Annotated in this window: 17 protein-coding genes and 1 pseudogene; 4 read left to right on the top strand and 14 right to left on the bottom strand. The window is 63.8% G+C overall.

Features of this window, described 5'->3' with window-relative positions; genetic code table 11:
- Nucleotides 1-155: 155 nt before the first annotated feature.
- The gene (locus VOM14_RS23020; protein ID WP_327631056.1) at nt 156-560 is read right to left on the bottom strand and encodes a MerR family transcriptional regulator; all 405 of its coding nucleotides are present in this window, start codon (nt 558-560) and stop codon (nt 156-158) included.
- Nucleotides 561-684: 124 nt separating this feature from the next.
- Between VOM14_RS23020 and VOM14_RS23015 the strand changes: the two genes are divergently transcribed.
- Nucleotides 685-1,755, top strand: coding sequence for an MBL fold metallo-hydrolase (locus VOM14_RS23015; RefSeq protein WP_327631055.1), 1,071 nt, complete (start codon nt 685-687; stop codon nt 1,753-1,755).
- A gap of 91 nt (nt 1,756-1,846) precedes the next feature.
- Here the strand turns inward: VOM14_RS23015 and VOM14_RS23010 are convergent, their stop codons facing one another.
- The 6 genes from VOM14_RS23010 to argS all read right to left on the bottom strand — a co-directional run bounded on the left by VOM14_RS23010 (nt 1,847) and on the right by argS (nt 8,810).
- The gene (locus VOM14_RS23010; RefSeq protein ID WP_327631054.1) at nt 1,847-3,433 is read right to left on the bottom strand and encodes an ABC transporter substrate-binding protein; all 1,587 of its coding nucleotides are present in this window, start codon (nt 3,431-3,433) and stop codon (nt 1,847-1,849) included.
- A gap of 252 nt (nt 3,434-3,685) precedes the next feature.
- Nucleotides 3,686-4,504, bottom strand: a complete 819-nt coding sequence (locus VOM14_RS23005; RefSeq protein WP_327631053.1) for a helical backbone metal receptor — start codon at nt 4,502-4,504, stop codon at nt 3,686-3,688.
- A 4-nt stretch (nt 4,505-4,508) separates the two neighbouring features.
- A complete protein-coding gene (locus VOM14_RS23000) occupies nt 4,509-5,282 on the bottom strand; it encodes an SDR family oxidoreductase (RefSeq protein WP_327631052.1) in 774 nt (257 codons plus the stop codon).
- A gap of 16 nt (nt 5,283-5,298) precedes the next feature.
- Nucleotides 5,299-5,937 carry a thiol:disulfide interchange protein DsbA/DsbL gene (locus VOM14_RS22995; protein ID WP_327631051.1) on the bottom strand — a complete coding sequence of 213 codons (639 nt, stop codon included), beginning with the start codon at nt 5,935-5,937 and terminating at the stop codon, nt 5,299-5,301.
- Nucleotides 5,938-6,112: 175 nt separating this feature from the next.
- Nucleotides 6,113-6,958, bottom strand: a complete 846-nt coding sequence (locus VOM14_RS22990; RefSeq protein ID WP_327631050.1) for an SPOR domain-containing protein — start codon at nt 6,956-6,958, stop codon at nt 6,113-6,115.
- A 61-nt stretch (nt 6,959-7,019) separates the two neighbouring features.
- On the bottom strand, nt 7,020-8,810 hold the full coding sequence (gene argS, locus VOM14_RS22985) for an arginine--tRNA ligase (RefSeq protein ID WP_327631049.1): 1,791 nt from the start codon (nt 8,808-8,810) through the stop codon (nt 7,020-7,022).
- 391 nt (nt 8,811-9,201) lie between these two features.
- Between argS and VOM14_RS22980 the strand changes: the two genes are divergently transcribed.
- Nucleotides 9,202-9,528 (top strand): DUF1840 domain-containing protein, encoded by a 327-nt coding sequence (locus VOM14_RS22980; protein WP_327631048.1) that lies wholly within the window; start codon nt 9,202-9,204, stop codon nt 9,526-9,528.
- Between the two features lie 157 nt (nt 9,529-9,685).
- Here the strand turns inward: VOM14_RS22980 and VOM14_RS22975 are convergent, their stop codons facing one another.
- The 7 genes and pseudogenes from VOM14_RS22975 to VOM14_RS22945 form a co-directional block, all read right to left on the bottom strand.
- Entirely contained in the window at nt 9,686-9,892 is a 207-nt protein-coding gene (locus tag VOM14_RS22975; protein ID WP_327631047.1) for an acid-shock protein, read from the bottom strand.
- A 175-nt stretch (nt 9,893-10,067) separates the two neighbouring features.
- Nucleotides 10,068-12,809: pseudogene (gene metH, locus VOM14_RS22970) on the bottom strand (methionine synthase); the annotation flags it as partial.
- A gap of 60 nt (nt 12,810-12,869) precedes the next feature.
- On the bottom strand, nt 12,870-13,940 hold the full coding sequence (locus VOM14_RS22965) for a homocysteine S-methyltransferase family protein (protein WP_327631046.1): 1,071 nt from the start codon (nt 13,938-13,940) through the stop codon (nt 12,870-12,872).
- Between the two features lie 339 nt (nt 13,941-14,279).
- A complete protein-coding gene (locus VOM14_RS22960) occupies nt 14,280-14,537 on the bottom strand; it encodes a BTH_I0359 family protein (protein ID WP_327631045.1) in 258 nt (85 codons plus the stop codon).
- A 119-nt stretch (nt 14,538-14,656) separates the two neighbouring features.
- Nucleotides 14,657-15,445, bottom strand: coding sequence for a 3-oxoadipate enol-lactonase (pcaD, locus tag VOM14_RS22955; protein ID WP_327631044.1), 789 nt, complete (start codon nt 15,443-15,445; stop codon nt 14,657-14,659).
- Between the two features lie 220 nt (nt 15,446-15,665).
- Nucleotides 15,666-16,895 (bottom strand): DUF3108 domain-containing protein, encoded by a 1,230-nt coding sequence (locus VOM14_RS22950; protein ID WP_327631043.1) that lies wholly within the window; start codon nt 16,893-16,895, stop codon nt 15,666-15,668.
- Between the two features lie 49 nt (nt 16,896-16,944).
- Nucleotides 16,945-17,832 (bottom strand): IclR family transcriptional regulator, encoded by an 888-nt coding sequence (locus VOM14_RS22945; protein WP_327631042.1) that lies wholly within the window; start codon nt 17,830-17,832, stop codon nt 16,945-16,947.
- A gap of 211 nt (nt 17,833-18,043) precedes the next feature.
- On the opposite strand from VOM14_RS22945, the gene VOM14_RS22940 reads away from it, so the two are divergent.
- Nucleotides 18,044-19,027 (top strand): fumarylacetoacetate hydrolase family protein, encoded by a 984-nt coding sequence (locus tag VOM14_RS22940; RefSeq protein WP_327631041.1) that lies wholly within the window; start codon nt 18,044-18,046, stop codon nt 19,025-19,027.
- 123 nt (nt 19,028-19,150) lie between these two features.
- On the top strand, nt 19,151-20,344 hold the full coding sequence (locus VOM14_RS22935; protein ID WP_327631040.1) for an ABC transporter substrate-binding protein: 1,194 nt from the start codon (nt 19,151-19,153) through the stop codon (nt 20,342-20,344).
- The last annotated feature ends 31 nt before the right edge of the window (nt 20,345-20,375 follow it).

Here is a 20,375-nt window from a genome sequence, read left to right as displayed (position 1 = left end):
ACCCATTGCGTCAACCGGCGCGCGCCTCGGCGCAGTATGCGCGCCGCCGGACATTCGCCGACTTCTCCGATTAACTCCGCTCAATGCGCCGCTTGGCACGCGTTAAACGATTCAACTTTCAGCAAAAAATTGTTCCGTGATGCATTCGTGGGCGCTTACGCAGGTCTCGCTTCGTGTGCGCCGCCGTCGAGCATCGCGCGCGCCTGGGCTTCGTATTGCGCGAGGTCTTCGAGCGTCGCATTCAGGTCTTCCAGCTGACGCTCCAGCACGTCCCGATGACGCGCGACCGTGGCGAGAAACGCGTGCAGTTGCGGCACGGTGTCGGTTGGCGATTCGTACACATCGAGCAGATCGCGAATTTCCGAGAGCGTGAAGCCGAGCCGCTTGCCGCGCAACGTCAGTTTGAGACGCGTGCGGTCGCGGCCCGAATAGACGCGCCGCAAGCCGCTCGATCCTTCGCGGCTCGGCGAGAGTAAACCCTGGTCTTCGTAGAAACGGATGGCGCGCGGCGTGACGTCGAATTCCCGCGCGAGTTCGGTGATCGTGTATTGCGTGTTCATCGGGGCATTCACTGGCCGGGCAAAAAATCAGATTGAACGATAGAATCGACGTTTACGTTATCGTCAACCTGGGTTGAATGCAACCTGTGGCAAGTACGCGGCACGCGTGGAGGAAGACATCCGAATGAATGCACTCGAACATCAACTCGATTATCCGTTCAACGACACGTTGCCGGAACCAGGCCACGCCATGGAAGTCGCGCCCGGCGTCTTCTGGTTGCGCATGCCGCTGCCGTTTGCGCTCGACCATATCAACCTGTGGCTGCTGCGCGATCAGATCGACGGCCGGCAAGGCTGGACGGTGGTCGACTGCGGGATCGCGTCGGACGCGATCAAGGAGAACTGGGAGACCGTGTTCGAGTCGGTGCTGGACGGTTTGCCGGTGCTGCGCGTGATCGTCACGCATTGCCATCCGGATCACATCGGCCTGGCGCACTGGATCTGCGGCGGCGGCGATAAGAAGCGCTGGGACGTGCGCTTGTGGACGACACTCGGCGAATACATGCAGGCTCGCGTGTTGGCGGCCGGCGACGGCTCCAACGCGGGCGGCGAGGATGCTGCGCGGCATTTCGCGCGGCACGGCGTGACCGACGAGGCGTCGCTGGAAAAGCTGCGCAATCGCCAGAACTACTACGCGAACCTGGTGCCGGCGGTGCCAGGCGAGTATCGCCGCTTGCGTGAAGCAGACGGCGTGGAGATCGGCGGCAAGACATGGCGCGTGGTGACGGGATTCGGCCATTCGCCGGAGCATTGCGCGTTGCATTGCGAAGAGACCGACGTGCTGATTTCCGGCGACATGGTGCTGCCGCGTATTTCGACGAACGTGTCGGTATTCGCCATGGAGCCGGAAGGTTCGCCGCTCGCGCTGTATCTGGAGTCGCTGGGCCGTTACGAAGCGATGCCCGAGGACACGCTCGTGCTGCCATCGCACGGCAAGCCGTTTCGCGGCGTGCGCACGCGCGTGCGTCAGTTGCGCGAGCATCACGATGCGCGTCTCGCCGAAGTGCGCGAGGCGTGTGCGCGCGAGCCGCACAGCGCAGCGGACATCGTGCCGCTCATGTTCAAGCGTCAGTTGGATATTCACCAGATGACGTTCGCGATGGGCGAGGCGCTCGCGCACTTGCATCTGCTGTGGCTGGCGGGGGAATTGCGGCGCACGCAAGGGGAAGATGGGGTAATCCGGTTTGCGGCGTGAGGGTTGGTTGACCTGGCACGCAGATAGAAAAAGCCCGGTGCGCCTTTCCTCGCGCCACCGGGCTTTGCAATGCCATCAAGAGTAAGCGGACCTACTTCACCGCCACCGCGCCAAAATTCTGCCGCCCAAACGGACTCACGTGATAGCCGCTCACGTTGGTCCGCGTGATCGCCGCCGCGGTCGGATAGCCGAGCGGAATCCACAGCGCCTGATCGTGGATGATCTGCTGCGCAGCCTCATACGCCTTCGCGCGTTTGGACTGATCCGGCGTGGCCTTGCCGTCGGCGATCAATTTGTCGAGATCCTGATCGCAGAAGCGCGCGAAGTTGATGCCCGACTTCACTGCATTGCAACTGAAGAGCGGCGACAGATAGTTGTCCGGGTCGCCATTGTCGCCGGCCCAGCCCATGAATAGCGAGTCGTGCTGGCCTTGCTTGGCCTGCTTGATCAGCTCGCCCCATTCGATCACCTTCACGTCCGCCTTCACGCCGATCTTCGCGAAGTCCGCTTGCAGCAGTTCGGCGCCCGCTTTCGGATTCGGATTCAGCACGCTGCCGTTCGGACGCACCCAGATCGTCGTTTCAAAGCCGTTCGGATAACCCGCGTCCGCGAGCAGCTTCTTTGCCTTGGCCGGATCGTACGGCCAGGGCTTCACGCCCTTGTCGTAGCTCCACGTATTCGGCGGATAAGGATTCACGGCCGGCGTCGCGGTGTTGTCGAACACGGTCTTCAGATAAGTGCCGCGGTCGAACGCCATGTTCAGCGCGGCGCGCACCTTCTGACTGTCGAGCGGCTTCTTCTGCGTGTTCAGCGCGACGAACGCGGTCATGAACGCGGGCGTCTGCGCGATGGCGAGCGACTTGTCACTCTTCGCTTGCGCGAGATCCTGGGGCTTCGGCGACAACGCAATCTGGCATTCGCCCGCTTTCACCTTTTGCGCACGCACGGTGGCGTCGGGCGTGATCGCGTAGATCAGGCGGTCGATCTTCGGCTTCGGCCCCCAGTACGTCGGGTTCACGTCGTAGCGGATCACCGCGTCTTTCGTGTAGCTCTTGAGTTCGAAAGGACCGGTGCCGACCGGCTTCGAATTCAGATCGGCCTGCTTGCCGGCCTTGAGCAACTGGTCGGCGTATTCGGCGGAATAGATCGAGGCAAAGCCCATTGTCAGGATCGATACGAAGGTCGCGTCCGGCGCGTTCAGCTCGAACTTGACGGTATTGTCGTCCACCTTGCTGATCGACTTGATGAGCTTCGGCAAGCCCATTGATTGCGCATGCGGGAAGCCGCTCGCGCCCGCCACCTTGTGCCACGGGTTGCTGTCGTTGAGCATGCGGTCGAACGTGAAGACGACGTCGTCCGCATTCAGCGGCCGGCTCGGCTTGAAGTAGTCGGTGGTCTGGAACTGCACGTTCGGGCGCAGATGGAACGTGTAGGTGAGGCCGTCCGCGCTCACATCCCAGCTGCTGGCGAGCGACGGCGCGACTTTCTTCGCGGCCTCGTCGTAGGAAACGAGCGAATTGAAAATCACGTCGGCCGACGCGTTGGTCGTGACGAGGGAGTTGAACTGCACGACATCGAAACCGTCGGGGCTCGACTCGGTGCAGACGGTCAGCGGTTTGGCGAGCACGAGCGCGGGCGCCGTGAACAATACGGCGGCTGCGAGCAGTTTGAAGCGCATAAGATCTCCGATAACGAGCGCAGTCAGGCAGTGCGTCTGGTTGTGGTTATGTTCCGTTGACGGGAGACGGGCAGCCGGCAGCATGACCGTCGTCTTCATTGTGATACGTTTTCCGCGCCGGCGCATGGCCGCCATTATCCGGGGCATGCTCGCGTCGGCCTTCGCGAAAGCTTATCGAAGGGACGTTGCCGCGACAACAACATAATCCGCCTATCCCCATTGGACGGGCGCATGCGGCGGCGCGCCGCGCAGTCAGGCCGCGGCGGCGCGGCGCATCAGATAGGCGATGCCGTCGATCGCGCGCACGCCGTACCACGAGACCATTTCGCCATCGATCAACTCGATGCGCTTGCCGGTCATGCGCGGATCGCGCGTCAGCGCATCGCAATGCGCCTGCGTGAAGCGATACGGCTCGCTCGACAGCAGAATGCGCTCGACGCCGTCGAGCCACGGCGCCTGGGAGAAATCGAACGCGGGATAGCGCGCGGCGCCGGACGCGCCGCCTTGCACGTCGGGCAACGTGTGCCAGTTGACGAGTTGCAGCATCGCGGAGATGTAGGTGTCGCGGGCGACGGTCATCCACGGTTCGCGCCAGATCACGTACAGCACGTTTTGCGCGGCAAACGCATGAGCGGCGGCTTCCTGCAGACGCGCTTCGAGCGCTTCGCCGAGACGCCGTGCTTCCCGCTCGCGGTCGAAAATCGCGCCCAGCAGCGCGTACAGCGAAAGGTTGTCATACGGCGCGCGCGGATGCGTGACGACGACATGCGGCACGAACTGACGCAATTGCTCGACAGTCTCGCGCTCGTTCTCGTCGATATTGACGATCAGATGAGTGGGTTGCAGTTCGCGGATCGCTTCGACATTCACCGCCTTCGTGCCGCCGACCTTGCGCACCGAGCGCACCTTCTCGCGTGGATGCACGCAAAAACCGGTGCGTCCGACGATCAACTGATCCAGACCCAGCGCGAACAGCAATTCGGTGATGCTCGGCACCAGCGAGACGATGCGCGCGCCGGCGCCCGCTTTCTCGTGCGCGCAGCCGGTTGCATCGACCGCGCGCGAGGACATGGCTTTACTCGGCGGCGGCGCGCGGCTTGCGCGGCGCGCGCTCGAAGACGCGGTCGTAAAGCCAACGCGGCGCCACATGCAGCAGCATCGCCACAATTCGCATCTGCCACGGGAACACCGCGAAAGCCGTTTGGCGCTCGACCGCCCGCGCGACCTTCGTCGCGAAGCGATCGGCGTCCATCAGGAAGGGCATGGTGTACGGATTGTGCTCGGTCATCGGCGTGCGGATGTAGCCGGGCGCGATGGTGACCACGCCGACGTCATGAGGGCGCATTTCGACGCGCAACGCTTCGAGATACTTCAGCGCCGCGGACTTCGATGCGCTATACGCGCCCGAGCCCGGCAAGCCGCGCACGCTCGCGACGCTCGCAATGCCGACCAGCGTGCCGCGCTTCGCCGCGATCATGGCGGCGGCGAACGGCTCGAACGTGGCGACCATGCCGAAGTAGTTGATGTCCATCACTTCGCGGAAAGTGCGCAGGTCGCCTTGTCCGGTGACCGCGCCACGGCTCACCCCGGCATTGGCGATCACGACATCCGGCAGACCATGCTGCGCGATGAAGTGCGCGGCGGCTTCGGCGAGCGCCTCGGCGTCGCGGACGTCGACGGAATAGATGGAAACGGGATTGTGCGGATGAGACCGCTGGAAGGCGGCGAGGGTGTCGCCGCGACGGGCAACGAGGCCGAGCGTCGCGCCGCGCCGCGCGTATTCGGCGGCGAGCGCGAGGCCGATTCCACTCGAAGCGCCGGTAATGAAAACTTTTAGCGGTGAGTTCATTCCGGCGCCTCAGGCTTTACATCTTCTTCGCGCGAACCTGCTGGACCAGGTAGTCGAGCACCTGGACGGTGCCGGGCAGGCTGTTGGTCGCGGCCGGGCCGGTTTCATACTTGCCTTGCACGGCGAGCGTCGGCACGCCGTCGATCTTGTAGTCGTCCATCAGCTTCTTGTCTTTCTGCAGCGCGCTTTGCGTCGAGAAAGAGTTGTACGCGTCCATGTACTTCTTCGGATCGACGCCGTTCTTCGCGAGGAATTTGGCCTGATCTTCCGGCGTCAGCAAGTAGTTTTTGTTGACGTGGATTTCGTTGAAGACCTTAGGCGTGAGCTGCGTGGCGAGGCCGAGCGCATCCAGCGCGTGATACATCTTGGAATGCGGAATGAAGTCGTCGCGGAAGGCAACCGGCACGCGCTTGAACACGACGTCCGGACCCTGCTTCTTCACCCATGCTTCGAGGTACGGGTTGAATTCGTTGCAGTGCGGGCAGCCGTACCAGAAGAACTCGGTGACTTCGATCTTGCCGGCCGGCACGTCGGTATTCTGCGCGGTGGGCAGCACCGTGTAGTCCTTGCCCGAAACCGGCGCGGACGGCGAGGCGTGAGCCGTGGCCGCAACCAGACCCAGCGAGAGGAACAGAATGCTCAGCAGTTTTTTCATGTTTTGTTGACCCAGGTAGGCGTAAAACAGTGGCGCCACGCAAATGCCCGTCACTGTTTTCTGATTCGGCGTCTGGACGTTTTGTTCGTCCGTGTTTGTCGCGCTTGTCGTGGCTTGTGACATGCGCCGCGCGACGATAGTTCGGCGGCGGCGCCTGTCGGCAAATCACTGAATGTTACTGTTTGGTGAAGCGGATGACAGCGGTGTCCACGCCCGCATCCGACAGACGCTGACGGTTCGCGTTCATATCCTCGAACTTCGAGAACGGTCCAATCCGCACGCGATAGTACGTGACACCGCCCGCCTCGCGCTGCGTCACCTTCGATTCGAAACCCTGGAAGGCGAGACGCGCGCGTTGCTGTTCGGCGTCCGAGGCGGTTTTGTACGCGCCCACTTGCAGGAAGTAGCCGGTGTTCGCGTCGCCCGCTGCGGGAGCCGCGCCCGAGCCCGGCTTGACGTTCGCGACCGTTGCCGACGACGTGCTCTTCGGCGCGGAACCCGCCGTGGTGGTGGCCGGGGCGTTCGTGCCTTGCGGCTTCTTCGCGGCGGTGGCGGCATTGTTGCTGCCGTTTTCCTGCGCGGGCTTCGGCGCGACCGCCGTGCCGTTGGCATTGCCGCCCGCATTGTTGGCGGCATTGTTGTTGCCGTTGCCGATGGTAGGCGGCACCTCGATGATCTGCGGCTGTTCCAGCATGCCCGACTGCGTCTGCGAGTTGGTCTGGCCAGGCGCGGTGTTCGGCGGCGCGGGTTGCGCGGCCTGCGGCACCGGCTGACCCGGCGTCTTGCCTTGCAGCGGTCGATTCGGATCGTATTGCGCCTGGCTCGCATTCGAGTCCGGCGCCGCGGGCGGCGCGACCTTCGAGACGAACGGCGTAGGCGCACGGGTGATATACAGCGCCACCACTACCGCGATCGCGAGGCCGACGATCAGGCCCAGCACGATGCCGAGAAAAGTACCCCCGGTTTGTTTCGATTGCTTTGTTGTGCGGCGTGGTTTTGCCATCGTATGAATCACCTGCAAAAAGAATCCTGGAACGGCCGCCGATTATAACGACGGCCGCATGCATGTTACGCCGGAGGTCTTACATCTTGATGGGAGCCGAGACGCCGATGATCGCGAGACCATTGGCGAGCACCTGGCGCGTGGCCGCGAGCAGCGCGACGCGTGCGTTGCGTTCGGCTGCATCGTCGACCAGCACGCGCTCGGCTCTGTCATTGTAGAACGAGTGGAATTCGCCGGCGAGGTCGCGCAGATAGAACGCGACCGCGTGCGGCGCGAGTTCGTCGGCGGCGTGTTGCAGCATGTCGGGGAACTCGGCGAGCTTGTTCAGCAAGGCCATCGCGCGTTCGCTCGTGAGCGGCGCGAGACTGACCGAGGCGAGCGTGCTTTCGTCCGTGTTGTAGCGCGCCTTGCACTCGGCGATGACCGAGCAGATCCGTGCGTGCGCATATTGCACGTAGTGCACGGGGTTTTCGTCATTTTGTTTCAACGCGAGGTCGATGTCGAAGACGAACTCCGTGTCGGCCTTGCGCGAAATCAGGAAGAAGCGCACCGCGTCGCGGCCGCGGCGAATCGTCTCTTCGTCGATCAGATCGACGGCGGCTTCGGAACCCGGCGTCGCGCCGCCCGACCATTCGATCAGATCGCGCACCGTCACGTAGCTGCCCGCGCGCTTCGAGATTTTCACCTCTTCGCCGTTGCGCATGACCGTGACCATCTTGTGCAGCACGTAATCGGGATAGCCCTTCGGAATGCCGATGCCAAGACCTTGCAGGCCGGCGCGCACGCGCGCGATCGTGCCGTGGTGGTCCGAGCCCTGAATGTTGATGACCTTCGTGAAGCCGCGTTCCCACTTCGCGACGTGATAGGCGACGTCGGGCACGAAGTACGTGTACGTGCCGTCGGTCTTGCGCATCACGCGATCCTTGTCGTCGCCGTCGTCGGTGGTGCGCAGCCACAGCGCGCCTTCCTGCTCGTACGTCTTGCCCGCGCCGATGAGCGCCTGCACCGTCTTTTCGACACGGCCTTCCGTGTAAAGCGACGACTCCAGGTAGTACTGGTCGAACTTCACGCCGAACGCCTGCAAGTCCATGTCCTGCTCGCGACGCAGGTACGCGACCGCGAAACGGCGGATCGCCTCCAGGTTTTCGATGTCGCCCGCGCCGGTGACGGGCTCGCCGTCGCTCGCGGAAACCGTGACGCCATCCAGATAATCTTTGGCGATGTCGGCGATGTACTCGCCGTTGTAGGCCGAAGCCGGCCAGCCCGCGTCGCCGGGCGCGAGGCCGCGCGCGCGCGCCTGGGTGGACAGCGCGAGCGTGCCGATCTGCACGCCGGCGTCGTTGTAATAGAACTCGCGATGCACGTCCCAGCCTTGCGAGGCGAGCACGTTCGAGAGCGCGTCGCCGAGCGCGGCCTGACGGCCGTGGCCGACGTGCAGCGGCCCGGTGGGATTGGCCGACACGAACTCGATCAGCACATGCTTGCCCGCGTCGCGCTGCGAGCGGCCATACGCGTGCTGCTCGGCGAGCACGGCGCCGATCACCGCCTGCTTGGCCGCGGCGGCGAGGCGCAGGTTGATGAAGCCGGGGCCCGCGACTTCGGCGGACTCAATGAGACCTTGCGCTTGCGGCGCGGCGAGCAGCGCGTCGACGATCTGCTGCGCCAGCTGACGCGGATTGGCGCGCAGCGGCTTGGCGAGCTGCATGGCCACATTGCACGCGACGTCGCCGTGCGCGGCAACCTTGGGGCGCTCCAGCGTGATGGTGGGCGACACGAACGCGGCTTCGGTCGCGCCTTGCGAGGCAAGCGCGACCTGCTTCACCGTGTCGGCGAGCAGTGTTTCGAGAGTATGTTTATGTGCGGGCAGCATGCTTGTTGCGAGTCCAGTGAGGCAATCCGGTGATGCGGAAGAAGCGCCGGCCGCCCGGTGCGGGCGGCCGGTTCGTCAGAAGCGTGGAAAGCGGGCGGTTGGCCCGTCATGACGCAGCGGCAGGGCGGGCGCGCCATCGGGCACGTTGCCTGCAACGCCATGGGCGTGCTGCGAAGGCAGGGTTGCCGTGCGGCATGGAGGCGAGCCGGCCGGGCCAGCCGCGCCGCGCTTTTCCGTCCAGACGGATTTTAGCAGGTGCTAATATGTTCAATGAGATGCCCAGCAAGGGCCGTGGCCGCCGCGCCGTTTGCGGCGAACCAACGGAGCGCGCGCGGGCGGTGCCGCCCGGCTGCTTGCGCGTCAAGCCAACATAACGAAAAAGGGAACAGTCATGCTGATTACTTTCAAGTGCCGCGCTTGCCCGGACGTGATGATGCTGGAGAATCTGGCACAGTACCTGGTCGGCATTGTCGGCAAGCGCCTGGGTGAGCGAGGCGTCATCACACACGATGAAACCGGCGAGGCGATCACCAAACTCGAAGCGGCCATCACCTTCGACAAACAGGAACGCGCCGAACACGACGGCCATTTCCACGAAGGTGAAGAGGGCCACGAACATCACGAGATTCCTCCGGGACTCGCGCAGCGCGCGTACCCGTTCCTCGACATGCTGCGCGAGGCGCAGAAAGCCAACGCGGATATTGTCTGGGGGCTGTAATTCAGGCGACCCCGTGCACGCGGGGTGAAGCTTCCCTGTTTCCGGTTTCTCTAGCGGCGGCCGCGCGTGTCCGACCCATGAAAAGAAAGAGCCCGCTCAGGCTGAAGCGGGCTCTTCTGTTTTGCACAGCCGGAAAGCGGCGTGCGCCGGCAGTGGCTTACTGGCTGGCGGCTTCCGGGGCAACTGCCGGAGCTGACGCGCCTTTCTTCATTTTTTGCTTCTTCGGTTTCTTGACGTGTTTCGCCGTGGGCGGTGAATACGAACTGACCGCGCTGGAGCCGGCCGGAGCGGCGGGTTGCGCCAGCGCCGCCGAAGCGCCCGCGACAAGTGAAACAGCAGTCAATAACAGCGTCAGCTTCTTCATATGATTCTCTCCGTTGACGGTTGCAAATGAGATGAGCCGACGCGTTCTGGCCGCGTCTGGCGGGTCGAGCCGCCTCAGTCTACAAAGCCGAAAACGGCATTGCCGCAAATATTCAGTCTTTCTCGTTCGATATAGTGGATTGCGCGCGCGCCGCGTGGCTCATGCGTGACGCGGCTTAGAGCAACGGCGCCAACGCGCGCTCCGCGTCCGCCCTGGAAAGCGACATGCGCGCGGCGAAGTCTTCCACCTGGTCCGCAGCGATCTTGCCCACCGAGAAATACGTGCTGTCCGGATGCGCGAGATAAAAGCCCGAGACGCTCGCCGCCGGCAGCATGGCCAGCGATTCGGTCACGGTCATGCCGATTTCGCCCGCTTGCAGCACGTCGAACATGTCGCGCTTCACGAGGTGATCCGGGCACGCCGGATAGCCCGGCGCCGGGCGGATGCCGCGATACTTTTCGGCGATCAGCTCGTCGTTCGTGAGGTTTTCGGCGTTCGCATAGCCCCACAGATCGCGGCGCACGCGCGCATGCAGCGCTTCCGCGAAGGCTTCCGCGAACCGGTCGGCGAGCGCCTTCAGCATGATCGCGCTGTAGTCGTCGTGATCTTTTTCGAACTGCTTTTCCTTCACGTCGACGCCTAGACCCGCCGTGACCGCGAACATGCCGATGTAGTCCGCCACGCCCGACTCCTTCGGCGCGATGAAGTCGGCCAGCGAGCGGTTCGGCCGCATCACGCCGTCCACCACCGGTCGCACGCTTTGCTGACGCAGGTTGCGCCAGGTGAGCGCGACTTCGCTGCGCGATTCGTCCGTGTAGATTTCGATGTCGTCGCTATTGACGGTGTTGGCAGGCAGCAGCGCGATCACGCCGTTGGCTTGCAGCCAGCGGCCCTGGATCAGGCGCGCGAGCATCGTCTTGGCGTCCGAGAACACGCGCCGCGCCGATTCGCCGACAATCTCGTCGTTCAGAATCGCCGGATACGGGCCGGCCAGATCCCACGTCTGGAAGAACGGCCCCCAGTCGATGTAGTTCACCAGTTCGTTCAGATCGAAGTTCTTGAACACGCGGCGGCCGATGAACTTCGGCTTGACCGGCTGATAGCTCGCCCAGTCGACGGGTGTTTTGTTCGCGCGCGCTTCGGCGAGCGTGACCATCGGCAGCGCTTTCTTGTTCGCGTGCTGCTCGCGGATGCGGTCGTAGTCGGCCTTGAGGTCGTCGAGGTAGCGGGTCGCACCTTCGTCGGAGAGAAGGCTGGAGGCGACCGACACGGAGCGCGACGCGTCCGGCACGTACACCACCGGCCCTTCGTAATGCGGCGCGATTTTCACGGCGGTATGCACGCGCGACGTGGTCGCGCCGCCGATCAGCAGCGGAATCTTCTTCACGCGGAAATAGTCGTCGCGCTGCATCTCCGACGCGACATACGCCATCTCTTCGAGACTCGGCGTGATGAGCCCCGAGAGCCCGATGATGTCCGCGCCTTCCACTTTCGCCTTCGCGAGAATGTCGTTGCACGGGACCATCACGCCCATGTTGACCACTTCGAAGTTATTGCACTGAAGCACCACCGAAACAATATTCTTGCCGATGTCGTGCACGTCGCCCTTCACGGTCGCGATGACGATCTTGCCCTTCGCGCGCACGTCGCCGCCCGCGGCCGCGAGCTGCTTCTTTTCTTCTTCGATGAAGGGAATCAGGTGCGCGACCGCCTGCTTCATCACGCGCGCCGATTTCACGACTTGCGGCAGGAACATCTTGCCCTGGCCGAACAGGTCGCCGACGATGTTCATGCCGTCCATCAACGGGCCTTCGATCACGTTGATCGGGCGGCCGCCTTCAGCGGCGATTCTGGCGCGCACTTCCTCGGTATCTTCGACGATGAAGTTCGTGATGCCGTGCACGAGCGCGTGCGACAGACGCTTCTCGACTGGCTGGTTGCGCCACTCCAGGCTCTCTTCCTTCTTCGCGGCGCCGGTCTTGAACTTGTCGGCCATTTCGAGCAGACGGTCGGTGCCGTCCGCGCGGCGATTCAGCACGACGTCTTCAACCAGTTCGCGCAGCTCCGGGTCGAGGTCGGCATACACGCCGAGCTGACCCGCGTTGACGATGCCCATGTCCATGCCCGCCTGGATCGCGTGATACAGGAACACCGTGTGGATCGCCTCGCGCACCGGATCGTTGCCGCGAAACGAGAACGACACGTTCGACACGCCGCCGCTCACCTTCGCATACGGCAGGTTCTGCTTGATCCAGCCCGTGGCCTCGATGAAGTCGACCGCGTAGTTGTTGTGCTCCTCGATACCCGTCGCGATGGCGAAAATGTTCGGATCGAAGATGATATCTTCCGGCGCAAAGCCGACTTCGTTCACGAGGAAGTCGTACGAGCGCTTGCAGATCTGCGTTTTGCGCTCGAAGGTGTCGGCCTGGCCTTGCTCGTCGAATGCCATCACCACGGCGGCCGCGCCGTAGCGGCGAATCAGTTTCGCGTGGTGACGGAACGCCTCTTCGCCCTCCTTCAGCGAGATGGAGTTGACGATCGCCTTGCCTTGCACGCACTTCAGACCGGCTTCGATCACTTCCCACTTCGACGAGTCGATCATGATCGGCACCCGCGCGATGTCCGGCTCCGACGCGATCAGATTCATGAAGCGCACCATCGCCGCTTTCGAATCGAGCATCGCCTCGTCCATGTTGACGTCGATGACCTGCGCGCCGTTTTCGACCTGCTGGCGCGCGACGGCGATCGCTTCGTCGAACTGGTCGTTCAGGATCATTCGCGCGAACGCCTTCGAGCCCGTCACGTTGGTGCGTTCGCCGACGTTGATGAAGAGCGTCCCGGAGGTGACGTTGAACGGCTCAAGGCCGGCAAGGCGCATGGTGTGATCGGTCATGGCGTGTGTGCGAGTCGATTGCTTGCGTGGATTCGGCTGGGTGCGGCTTCGGTGCTGCTTCGTTGCATCTGCGTTGAACGCTGCTTACGCGGCGTCGCGATATTGCGTCGGCCATTGGCGCGGCTTGATTTCCGCGAGTGCTTTGGCGATCGCCGCGATATGCTCGGGCGTCGTGCCGCAGCAGCCGCCGGCAATATTCACGAGTCCCGCTTGCGCAAATTCCTTGAGCAGTCCGGAAGTATCGGCGGGCAGTTCGTCAAAGCCCGTATCGCTCATCGGATTGGGCAAGCCGGCGTTCGGATAGCACGATACATACGTGTCGCAGAGCTTGGCCAGTTCGGCGATATACGGGCGCATCAACGCCGCGCCCAACGCGCAGTTCAAACCGAAGGTGAGCGGCCTCGCGTGACGCAGCGAGTTCCAGAACGCCTCGACGGTTTGCCCCGACAGAATGCGCCCGGAGGCGTCCGTGACGGTGCCTGAGATCATGATCGGCAAGCGCTCGCCGGTATCTTCGAACAGTTCGTCGAGCGCGAAAAGCGCGGCCTTGGCATTGAGCGTGTCGAAGATCGTTTCGACGAGGAACAGGTCGGCGCCGCCGTCGAGCAGCGCCTTCGCCTGCTCGTAATAGGCGGCGCGCAGTTCGTCGAACGTAACGTTGCGCGCGCCCGGGTCGTTCACGTCTGGCGAAATGCTCGCGGTTTTCGGCGTCGGTCCGATCGCGCCGGCGACGAAGCGCGGCTTGTCCGGCGTCGAGTACTTGTCGCACGCGGCGCGCGCGAGTTTCGCCGATTCGAGATTCATCTCGACGGCCAGCGCTTCCATGCCGTAGTCCGCCTGCGCGACGCTGGTTGCGCCGAACGTGTTCGTCTCGATGATGTCGGCGCCCGCCGCCAGATACTGCTCGTGAATTTCGCTGATGATCTGCGGCTGCGTGATGGACAACAGTTCGTTATTGCCCTTGATGTCGCGCGCATAGTCGCTGAAACGCTCGCCGCGATAGCGCGCTTCGTCGAGCTTGTAGCGCTGGATCATCGTGCCCATCGCACCGTCCAGTATCAGGATGCGCGACTTGAGCAGCGAGGGCAGCGCCGCGCCGCGCGTGTAGGCGGGCTCGGGACGGACAGGCTTGGCGGTTTGGGCAGGCTGGTTCATGGCGGACGAGGGCTGGCGCCGGCGTTGGCAGGAAACCTGTCATTGTAGCCGCAGCAGGACTAATTCGCCGGACGGCGGCGGGGCTTGCGGCGCTGGGCTTTGGCGGGTGGCCGCGGCTGGCTGTGGGGAAGCGCCTTGAGGCGACATTGCCAAAGAATGCCGCCAAAGAATGGCGCCAAAAGAAAACGGCCCAGCAAGCCAAAGCCTGTGGACCGCCTTCAGTTCATGCCGACCGTCTTATGAAGGCCGCCGGAGGCTCCGGACGGCGCGGTCGATAAATGTCGCCAAAAATGTTGAAAATAGTGCAAACAACAAAAACGTCAAGCGCGACCTGGGCGCTCAGTGAAGAATGACCGGTTGCTGCATCAGACTGTCGAATTGCCCGAGGAATTCGTCCACTTCGTCGAGCGACGGTTCCTCTTCGATCAACTTTTGCACGTTCTCGCGAAAGCGCGCCGCCATTGCACCGTCGATGTAAATTTCGCGCTGCATGTTCTTGTCGACGATCTCATAGCCACCAGACTTCATGGCCAACGGACCTTCCTGCGGCGGAAACTCGACGACACAATAGTTGGGGCTGTTGTAGATCATTTGCATGGCGACACTCCTTATTTCCGTTGGCTCCTGGCCGTTCCTGCGCCATACGTGGAGCCTGATGGTTTGGAATTCAAGGGGTGGGTCCGGATTGACGCTTGTAAAATTTCCGAACCTACCGGTTAGACCGGCCTTTCAAGAAACGTTTCAAGCAGTGCGGCAAAACGTTGAGACTGTTCGACTGGCGCAAGATGAGCTGCGTCGAGCAATTCGAAATGCGCGCCTTCAATTGCATCTGCTATCAACTGACTAGCAGCAGGCGGCGTGCCCGTGTCATGGCGTCCCGCTACGACAAGCGCCGGGCAGCGAATGTTCCCCAGCTTACCGCGCACATCGAAATCGCGCAGCGCTTCGCACGCCATGGCGTAGCCTTCCGGCAACGTGCGGGTCAGCGCCTCGCGTATGGGTTCCACGGCTTCGGGATGGGCGGTGCGGAAGGCCTCCGTCAGCCAGCGCTCCAGCGTGGCGGGCGCGAGCGACGCCGTGCCGTCCCTGCGCACGCTGGCGGCGCGCTGATCCCACGTCGCGCGGGCCTCGGGCGGACTGGCCGCGGTGCTGTCGGCAATGACGAGCCTGTTCACGCGGGACGGATGATCCAGTGCGAATTGCTGCGCGATCATGCCGCCCATCGACATGCCGACCAGATGCGTGTTCGGCGCGCCGAGCGCGTCGAGCAGCGCGGCGAGGTCGCCGGCAAGATCGGCTATTGCAAACGGCGCGTTCGATACGGCCGTCTCGCCATGGCCGCGCACGTCGTAGCGCAGCACGGTGTAGTCGTCGCGGAAATAGCCGGCGAGCTGGTCCCAAACCGACAGATCGCCGCCAAGCTGATGCACGAACGTGAGCCAGGGGCCGCCGCCTTCATTGCTCAACACATAGCGCGTCTCGATACCGTTGATGTTCACTTGCATGCGGGCTCCTTCAAGGGGAACGCAGTGGAAGAATCCGCCGGCTTGGGCCGCTTATCGCTTGACACTTTCACGCGTGCAATGGGACGCATGTAGCGCGCGGCTCGCCAGGCGGTCGCATCAGATGATGCTGAGTCAACGTTGCGACGGAAGTTTCACCGAATAGGCGAGGCACCATTCGAGTGTAGGCGAGGCGTGGCCCCGCACGGCGAGGCGCGGTCGTTTACGGCTTGATATTGCCGGAATTGTCGTCGGTACCGGTCGAATCGACCGGTGATGGCGCTGCGGGCTGGGCCATGGCGGCATCGGCCGATGCCGCGCCGGCGTCGCTGCCGGCGTCGAGTTTGCCGCGCCACACGAGTTCGAATTGCGTGCCGTTCGGCTCGGTCTGCACGATTCGCGCGGGCAGCCAGCCGAGCGACGGCGCGAGCCATACGTCGATGCGGCGCTGGTCGCCTTCGCGGCGCGGCAGGCGTTTGAAATGACGCGTTTCGAGGTAGCCCTGCGCGGTGCGGATCGTTTCGTCGCCAATCGTCTCGACCGGCCAGTTTTCGCCGCTGTCGCTATCGACCACGAAGAATTGCCGCGTGACGCCCGGCAGGTACGCGGCGGGGTCGCCGCGCACGAGGCTCGCGAGTTGCATGACCATGCTGAAACGGTCCTGCGCGCCGTCGGGCAGCGGCAGCGTCGCGGGCGTGCGCGTGAAAGCGATTTTCTTGTCGGCGCGATTGAAAATGGACACGTCTTCCGCGCGATGCCCCCGCTTTTCGACGTATTGCTCGGGCGCGAGGCCGAAGGCGTCGATACGGCCGTGGCTTGAATAGACGAAGGTGCCCACGAAAGGCAAGGGCACCGACACCACCATTTCGTAGCGCTCCGCGCTGCTCGTCCAGTGGATCGTGCCGGGCTGATTGCGCACGCCGTTGTAAAACGTGTCGTACTGGAGTTCGCCGGACGGCGGCACCGAAAACTTCACGCCCGGCGATGCTTGCGGTGCGCTTGCAGCCGCGCTTGTTGACGCGCTTGTTGACGCGCCCGCGGCGGAACTCGCAGCCGCTGCATCTGCGGCGGCGCTCGCGCTCGCCGCAGCGTCCGATGCGGCATTCGCCGGTTGCGCCTGCGGTTTTTCAGCGGGCTGCAAGGCCGTCAGCACAGGGTCGCGCGGCTTCGCGGCGGCGGGTTTGCGTCGGGTTTCCCGCGTGGGCGCGGCGGGCGGTGCCGCCGCCGGATTGCGCTCGACACGTTGCGCTTTCAGAAGCGCGACCTGCACGGGCACGTGTTCGTCGTTCGAAGGATTCAGCGTCGCGCGATGGCGCTCGACCCATTGCGCGGCGATCCAGTGAAGCACCCCCACGAGCAGCAACACGACGATCCATCGCCACGTGCGCCAGCCGGCGCGCGGCTCGCGAGGCGGCTTGAGACCGGCATGTCGTGCGGCGGAGGGTGAGGCCATCGGCGAATGAATGTGTGCGAAATGGATGCAGTCTGGATGCGGTCGGCCTTCAACGAGGCGTCGGGCTATATCCCAGTTCATAGGACAGCTTCTGCGCGCATTCACGCAGAGCCATGTCGATCTCGCCACCCCAGTCGATGTCGAACGCCCCTTCGTGACCCAGCGCGACGAGGCCGAGCGCAAGCTCGCCGGTCGAGTCGAACACCGGCATGCAGAACGCGTGAATGGTCGGCAGCAACATACCTTCCACGCGCGCCGCCTCGTGCTCACGCACGCCGCTCAGAACGCGCTCGACTTCCTCGCGCGTGCGCGGCACGCCGATAGGCGACGAGCGGCGCGTGTCGGCGAGTTCGCGTTCGAGCATCGCGGCGGTCTTGCCCGCGGGCAGATAGGCAGCAAACAGCAAGCCCGTCGCGGAACTGAGCAAGGGCATCACGTCGCCGAGCTTCAACGATGCCTTGGCCGGATGACTCGACTCCATCCAGTGAACCATGGTCGGCCCCTGATTGCCCCAGACGGCAATGCCCACTGTCAGGTCGAGCCGGTCGCTCAATTCGGCGAGCGCGATTCGCGCGAGCTTCACGCCGTCGACGCGCGCAAGCCGCGCGAGTCCCAGTTGCAACGCGAAGCCGCCGAGTTCGTAGCGCCCCGACAGCGGATCTTGCGCGACGACGCCGAGGCGCAAAAAGCTCACCAGATAGCGGTGCGCTTTCGCCGGACTCATGCCGGCGCGCTGCGCGAGATCGCGCAGCATCATCGCGCGCGGCTCGTGGGTGAGCACGTCGAGCAGCTTGAAGCCGACTTCGATCGACTGAATGCCCGAGCGCAGTTTTTCCTCGCCGGCTTCGGCGGATTCGTCGTCGGCTTCGGACGGGTCCAGCGGTTCGGCGGAGTCGGCGCCGTGACGGATCGCGCCGGAGCGGGCAGTGTGCGGCATGAGCAAGGCGCGCAAAGCGCGTTCAAAGGCAACGTAAGAAGAACCGGCAGCAGCGCTTCATGGGAAGCGTCACAAAGCATCATGAAGCGGCTGATAACGGCAACTGACAGCGGCGGCTAAAAAACGCCATTCGGCAAGCCGGGCTTGGGCGGCGCCGATTCACCATCGTAGAATAGATTCCCTCTATCGTCACTAACACGGTTCATCCTCCATGAAACTTGCCACGCTGAAGGACGGCACGCGCGACGGCCAACTGATTGTCGTGTCCCGCGACCTGCACACCGCGGCGATTGCCGACGCGATCGCGCCCACCATGCAGCGCGTGCTCGACGACTGGGCCTTCTACGCGCCGCAGTTGCACGATCTGTACGACGCGCTCAATCACGGCCGCGCGCGCAACACGTTTGCCTTCGACGCGCGCGACTGCATGGCGCCGCTGCCGCGCGCGTTCCAATGGGCCGACGGCTCGGCGTATGTGAATCACGTCGAACTCGTGCGGCGCGCGCGCGGCGCGGACATGCCGCCGGAATTCTGGACCGATCCGCTGATGTATCAAGGCGGCAGCGACGACTTCATCGGTCCGAAAGACGACGTGGTGTGCGCGTCGGAAGCCTTCGGCATCGACTTCGAGGCGGAAGTGGCCGTCATCACCGCCGACGTGCCGATGGGCGTCACGCCCGAGCAGGCCTTGAAAAGCGTGCGCCTGATCACGCTCGTGAACGACGTCTCGCTGCGCAATCTGATTCCCGCCGAACTCGCGAAGGGCTTCGGCTTTTTCCAGAGCAAGCCGGCCACGTCGTTTGCGCCCGTCGCGGTGACGCCTGACGAACTCGGCGAACACTGGCGCGAAGGCCGCGTGCACCGGCCCATGATCGTCCATTGGAACGGCAAGAAGGTCGGCCAGCCGGACGCCGGCACCGACATGGTGTTTCACTTCGGCCAACTGATCGCTCACGCGGCGAAAACGCGCAATGTGCGCACGGGCGCGATTGTCGGATCGGGCACGGTGTCGAATAAGGACGCGAAGCGCGGCTACTGCTGTATCGCCGAAAAGCGCTGCCTGGAAACCATCGAGCACGGCGCGCCGCAGACCGAATTCATGAAGTACGGCGACACGGTGAAGATCGAAATGTTCGACGAAGCGGGGAAGTCGATTTTCGGTTCCATCGAACAGAGCATCGCGCCGCTGGATTGACGCGCCGGCTTGCCCGCGCCGAAAGGGTTTCGCCCGATTTCGCTCGTGCCGCGCGCCGCTACACTGACTGGCGCGGCGGCATCGGCGGAACATCAAAACGAAAAACTCATGTGAGGAGACACCATGCGGCGAGCTGGATCGGTTCAATGGGGCAGGGCGGGCGCGCGTGCCCGACAAGCGGTCTTGCTGTGCGCGACGCTCGCGTGCCTCTCGCCGGCCGTCGCGCTGGCTCAGGTGAAGATCGGACTGGTGCTGTCGCTGACCGGGCCGGCCGCGTCGCTCGGCATTCCCGCACGCGACACGGTCTCGCTGTTGCCGAAGCAGATCGGCGGCCAGAATGTCGAATACATCGTGCTCGACGATGCGTCCGACACCACCCAGGCCGTGCAGGACACCAAGAAGCTGATCACCGAAAATCACGTCGACGCGATCATCGGCTCGTCCATCACGCCGAATTCCCTGGCCATGATCGACGTGGTCGCCGACGGCGTCACGCCCATGATCTCGCTGGCGTCGTCGGCGAAAATCATCGAGCCCGTGGATGCCAAACGCCATTGGGTATTCAAGACGCCGCAAACCGACGCGATGATGGCTTCGGCCATTGCGGAGCATGCGAGCACGCGCGGCGTGAAAACCGTCGCGTTCATCGGCCAGGCCGACGCGCTCGGCGAAACCTTTTACGCCGAAGTCGCGAAGTTCGCGCAACTGCATCACATGGAGATGGTGGCGAGCGAGCGTTTCAATCGCACCGATCCGAGCGTGACCGGCCAGGTGCTGAAAATTCTCGCGACGCATCCCGATGCCGTGGTGGTCGGCGCGGCCGGCACGCCCGCCGCCTTGCCGCCGAAGACGTTGCGGGAGCGCGGCTACAAAGGGCTCATCTATCACAATCACGGCGTGGGCAATAACGACTTCCTGCGCGTGTGCGGCGCCGATTGCAACGGCACCTTCCTGCCGGCAAGCCCGGTGCTGGTCGCGGCGCAGTTGCCGGCGGATCATCCGGCGAAGCGCCTCGCGCTCGATTACATCGCGCGCTTCGAGGCGTCGCGCGGCGCGGGCAGCGTGTCGGCATTCGGTTCGTACACGTGGGACGCGGGAATGCTGCTCGGCCATGCAATCCCGATCGCCTTGAAAACGGCCGCGCCGGGCACGCCGGAATTCCGCCGCGCCTTGCGCGACGCGCTCGAAGCCACGCGTGGGCTCGCGGATACGAATGGCGTCGTCAACATGAGCGCGACGGATCACCTCGGGCTCGATCAACGGGCGCGCGTGATGGTCGAAATCAGAAACGGAAAATGGGTGTATCAGCCGCGTTAAAAAGCGCGCGACCTGGGCGCCGTTTCACGCA

It is taken from the genome of Paraburkholderia sp. MPAMCS5, assembly GCF_036016995.1.
Taxonomy (GTDB): domain Bacteria; phylum Pseudomonadota; class Gammaproteobacteria; order Burkholderiales; family Burkholderiaceae; genus Paraburkholderia.
Note: the sequence above shows the minus strand (reverse complement) of the source record. Positions and strands in the feature narration are given on the sequence as shown.

Coding starts and splice junctions, on each gene's coding strand:
- VOM14_RS22935 (WP_327631040.1), top strand. CDS start 19,151: ATGCGGCGAGCTGGATCGGTTCAATGGGGCAGGGCGGGCGCGCGTGCC.
- argS (WP_327631049.1), bottom strand. CDS start 8,810: ATGCTGCCCGCACATAAACATACTCTCGAAACACTGCTCGCCGACACG.
- VOM14_RS22975 (WP_327631047.1), bottom strand. CDS start 9,892: ATGAAGAAGCTGACGCTGTTATTGACTGCTGTTTCACTTGTCGCGGGC.
- VOM14_RS22995 (WP_327631051.1), bottom strand. CDS start 5,937: ATGAAAAAACTGCTGAGCATTCTGTTCCTCTCGCTGGGTCTGGTTGCG.
- VOM14_RS22965 (WP_327631046.1), bottom strand. CDS start 13,940: ATGAACCAGCCTGCCCAAACCGCCAAGCCTGTCCGTCCCGAGCCCGCC.
- pcaD (WP_327631044.1), bottom strand. CDS start 15,445: ATGCAAGTGAACATCAACGGTATCGAGACGCGCTATGTGTTGAGCAAT.
- VOM14_RS22960 (WP_327631045.1), bottom strand. CDS start 14,537: ATGCAAATGATCTACAACAGCCCCAACTATTGTGTCGTCGAGTTTCCG.
- VOM14_RS22980 (WP_327631048.1), top strand. CDS start 9,202: ATGCTGATTACTTTCAAGTGCCGCGCTTGCCCGGACGTGATGATGCTG.
- VOM14_RS22940 (WP_327631041.1), top strand. CDS start 18,044: ATGAAACTTGCCACGCTGAAGGACGGCACGCGCGACGGCCAACTGATT.
- VOM14_RS23005 (WP_327631053.1), bottom strand. CDS start 4,504: ATGTCCTCGCGCGCGGTCGATGCAACCGGCTGCGCGCACGAGAAAGCG.
- VOM14_RS22950 (WP_327631043.1), bottom strand. CDS start 16,895: ATGGCCTCACCCTCCGCCGCACGACATGCCGGTCTCAAGCCGCCTCGC.
- VOM14_RS23020 (WP_327631056.1), bottom strand. CDS start 560: ATGAACACGCAATACACGATCACCGAACTCGCGCGGGAATTCGACGTC.
- VOM14_RS23000 (WP_327631052.1), bottom strand. CDS start 5,282: ATGAACTCACCGCTAAAAGTTTTCATTACCGGCGCTTCGAGTGGAATC.
- VOM14_RS23015 (WP_327631055.1), top strand. CDS start 685: ATGAATGCACTCGAACATCAACTCGATTATCCGTTCAACGACACGTTG.
- VOM14_RS22945 (WP_327631042.1), bottom strand. CDS start 17,832: ATGCCGCACACTGCCCGCTCCGGCGCGATCCGTCACGGCGCCGACTCC.
- VOM14_RS23010 (WP_327631054.1), bottom strand. CDS start 3,433: ATGCGCTTCAAACTGCTCGCAGCCGCCGTATTGTTCACGGCGCCCGCG.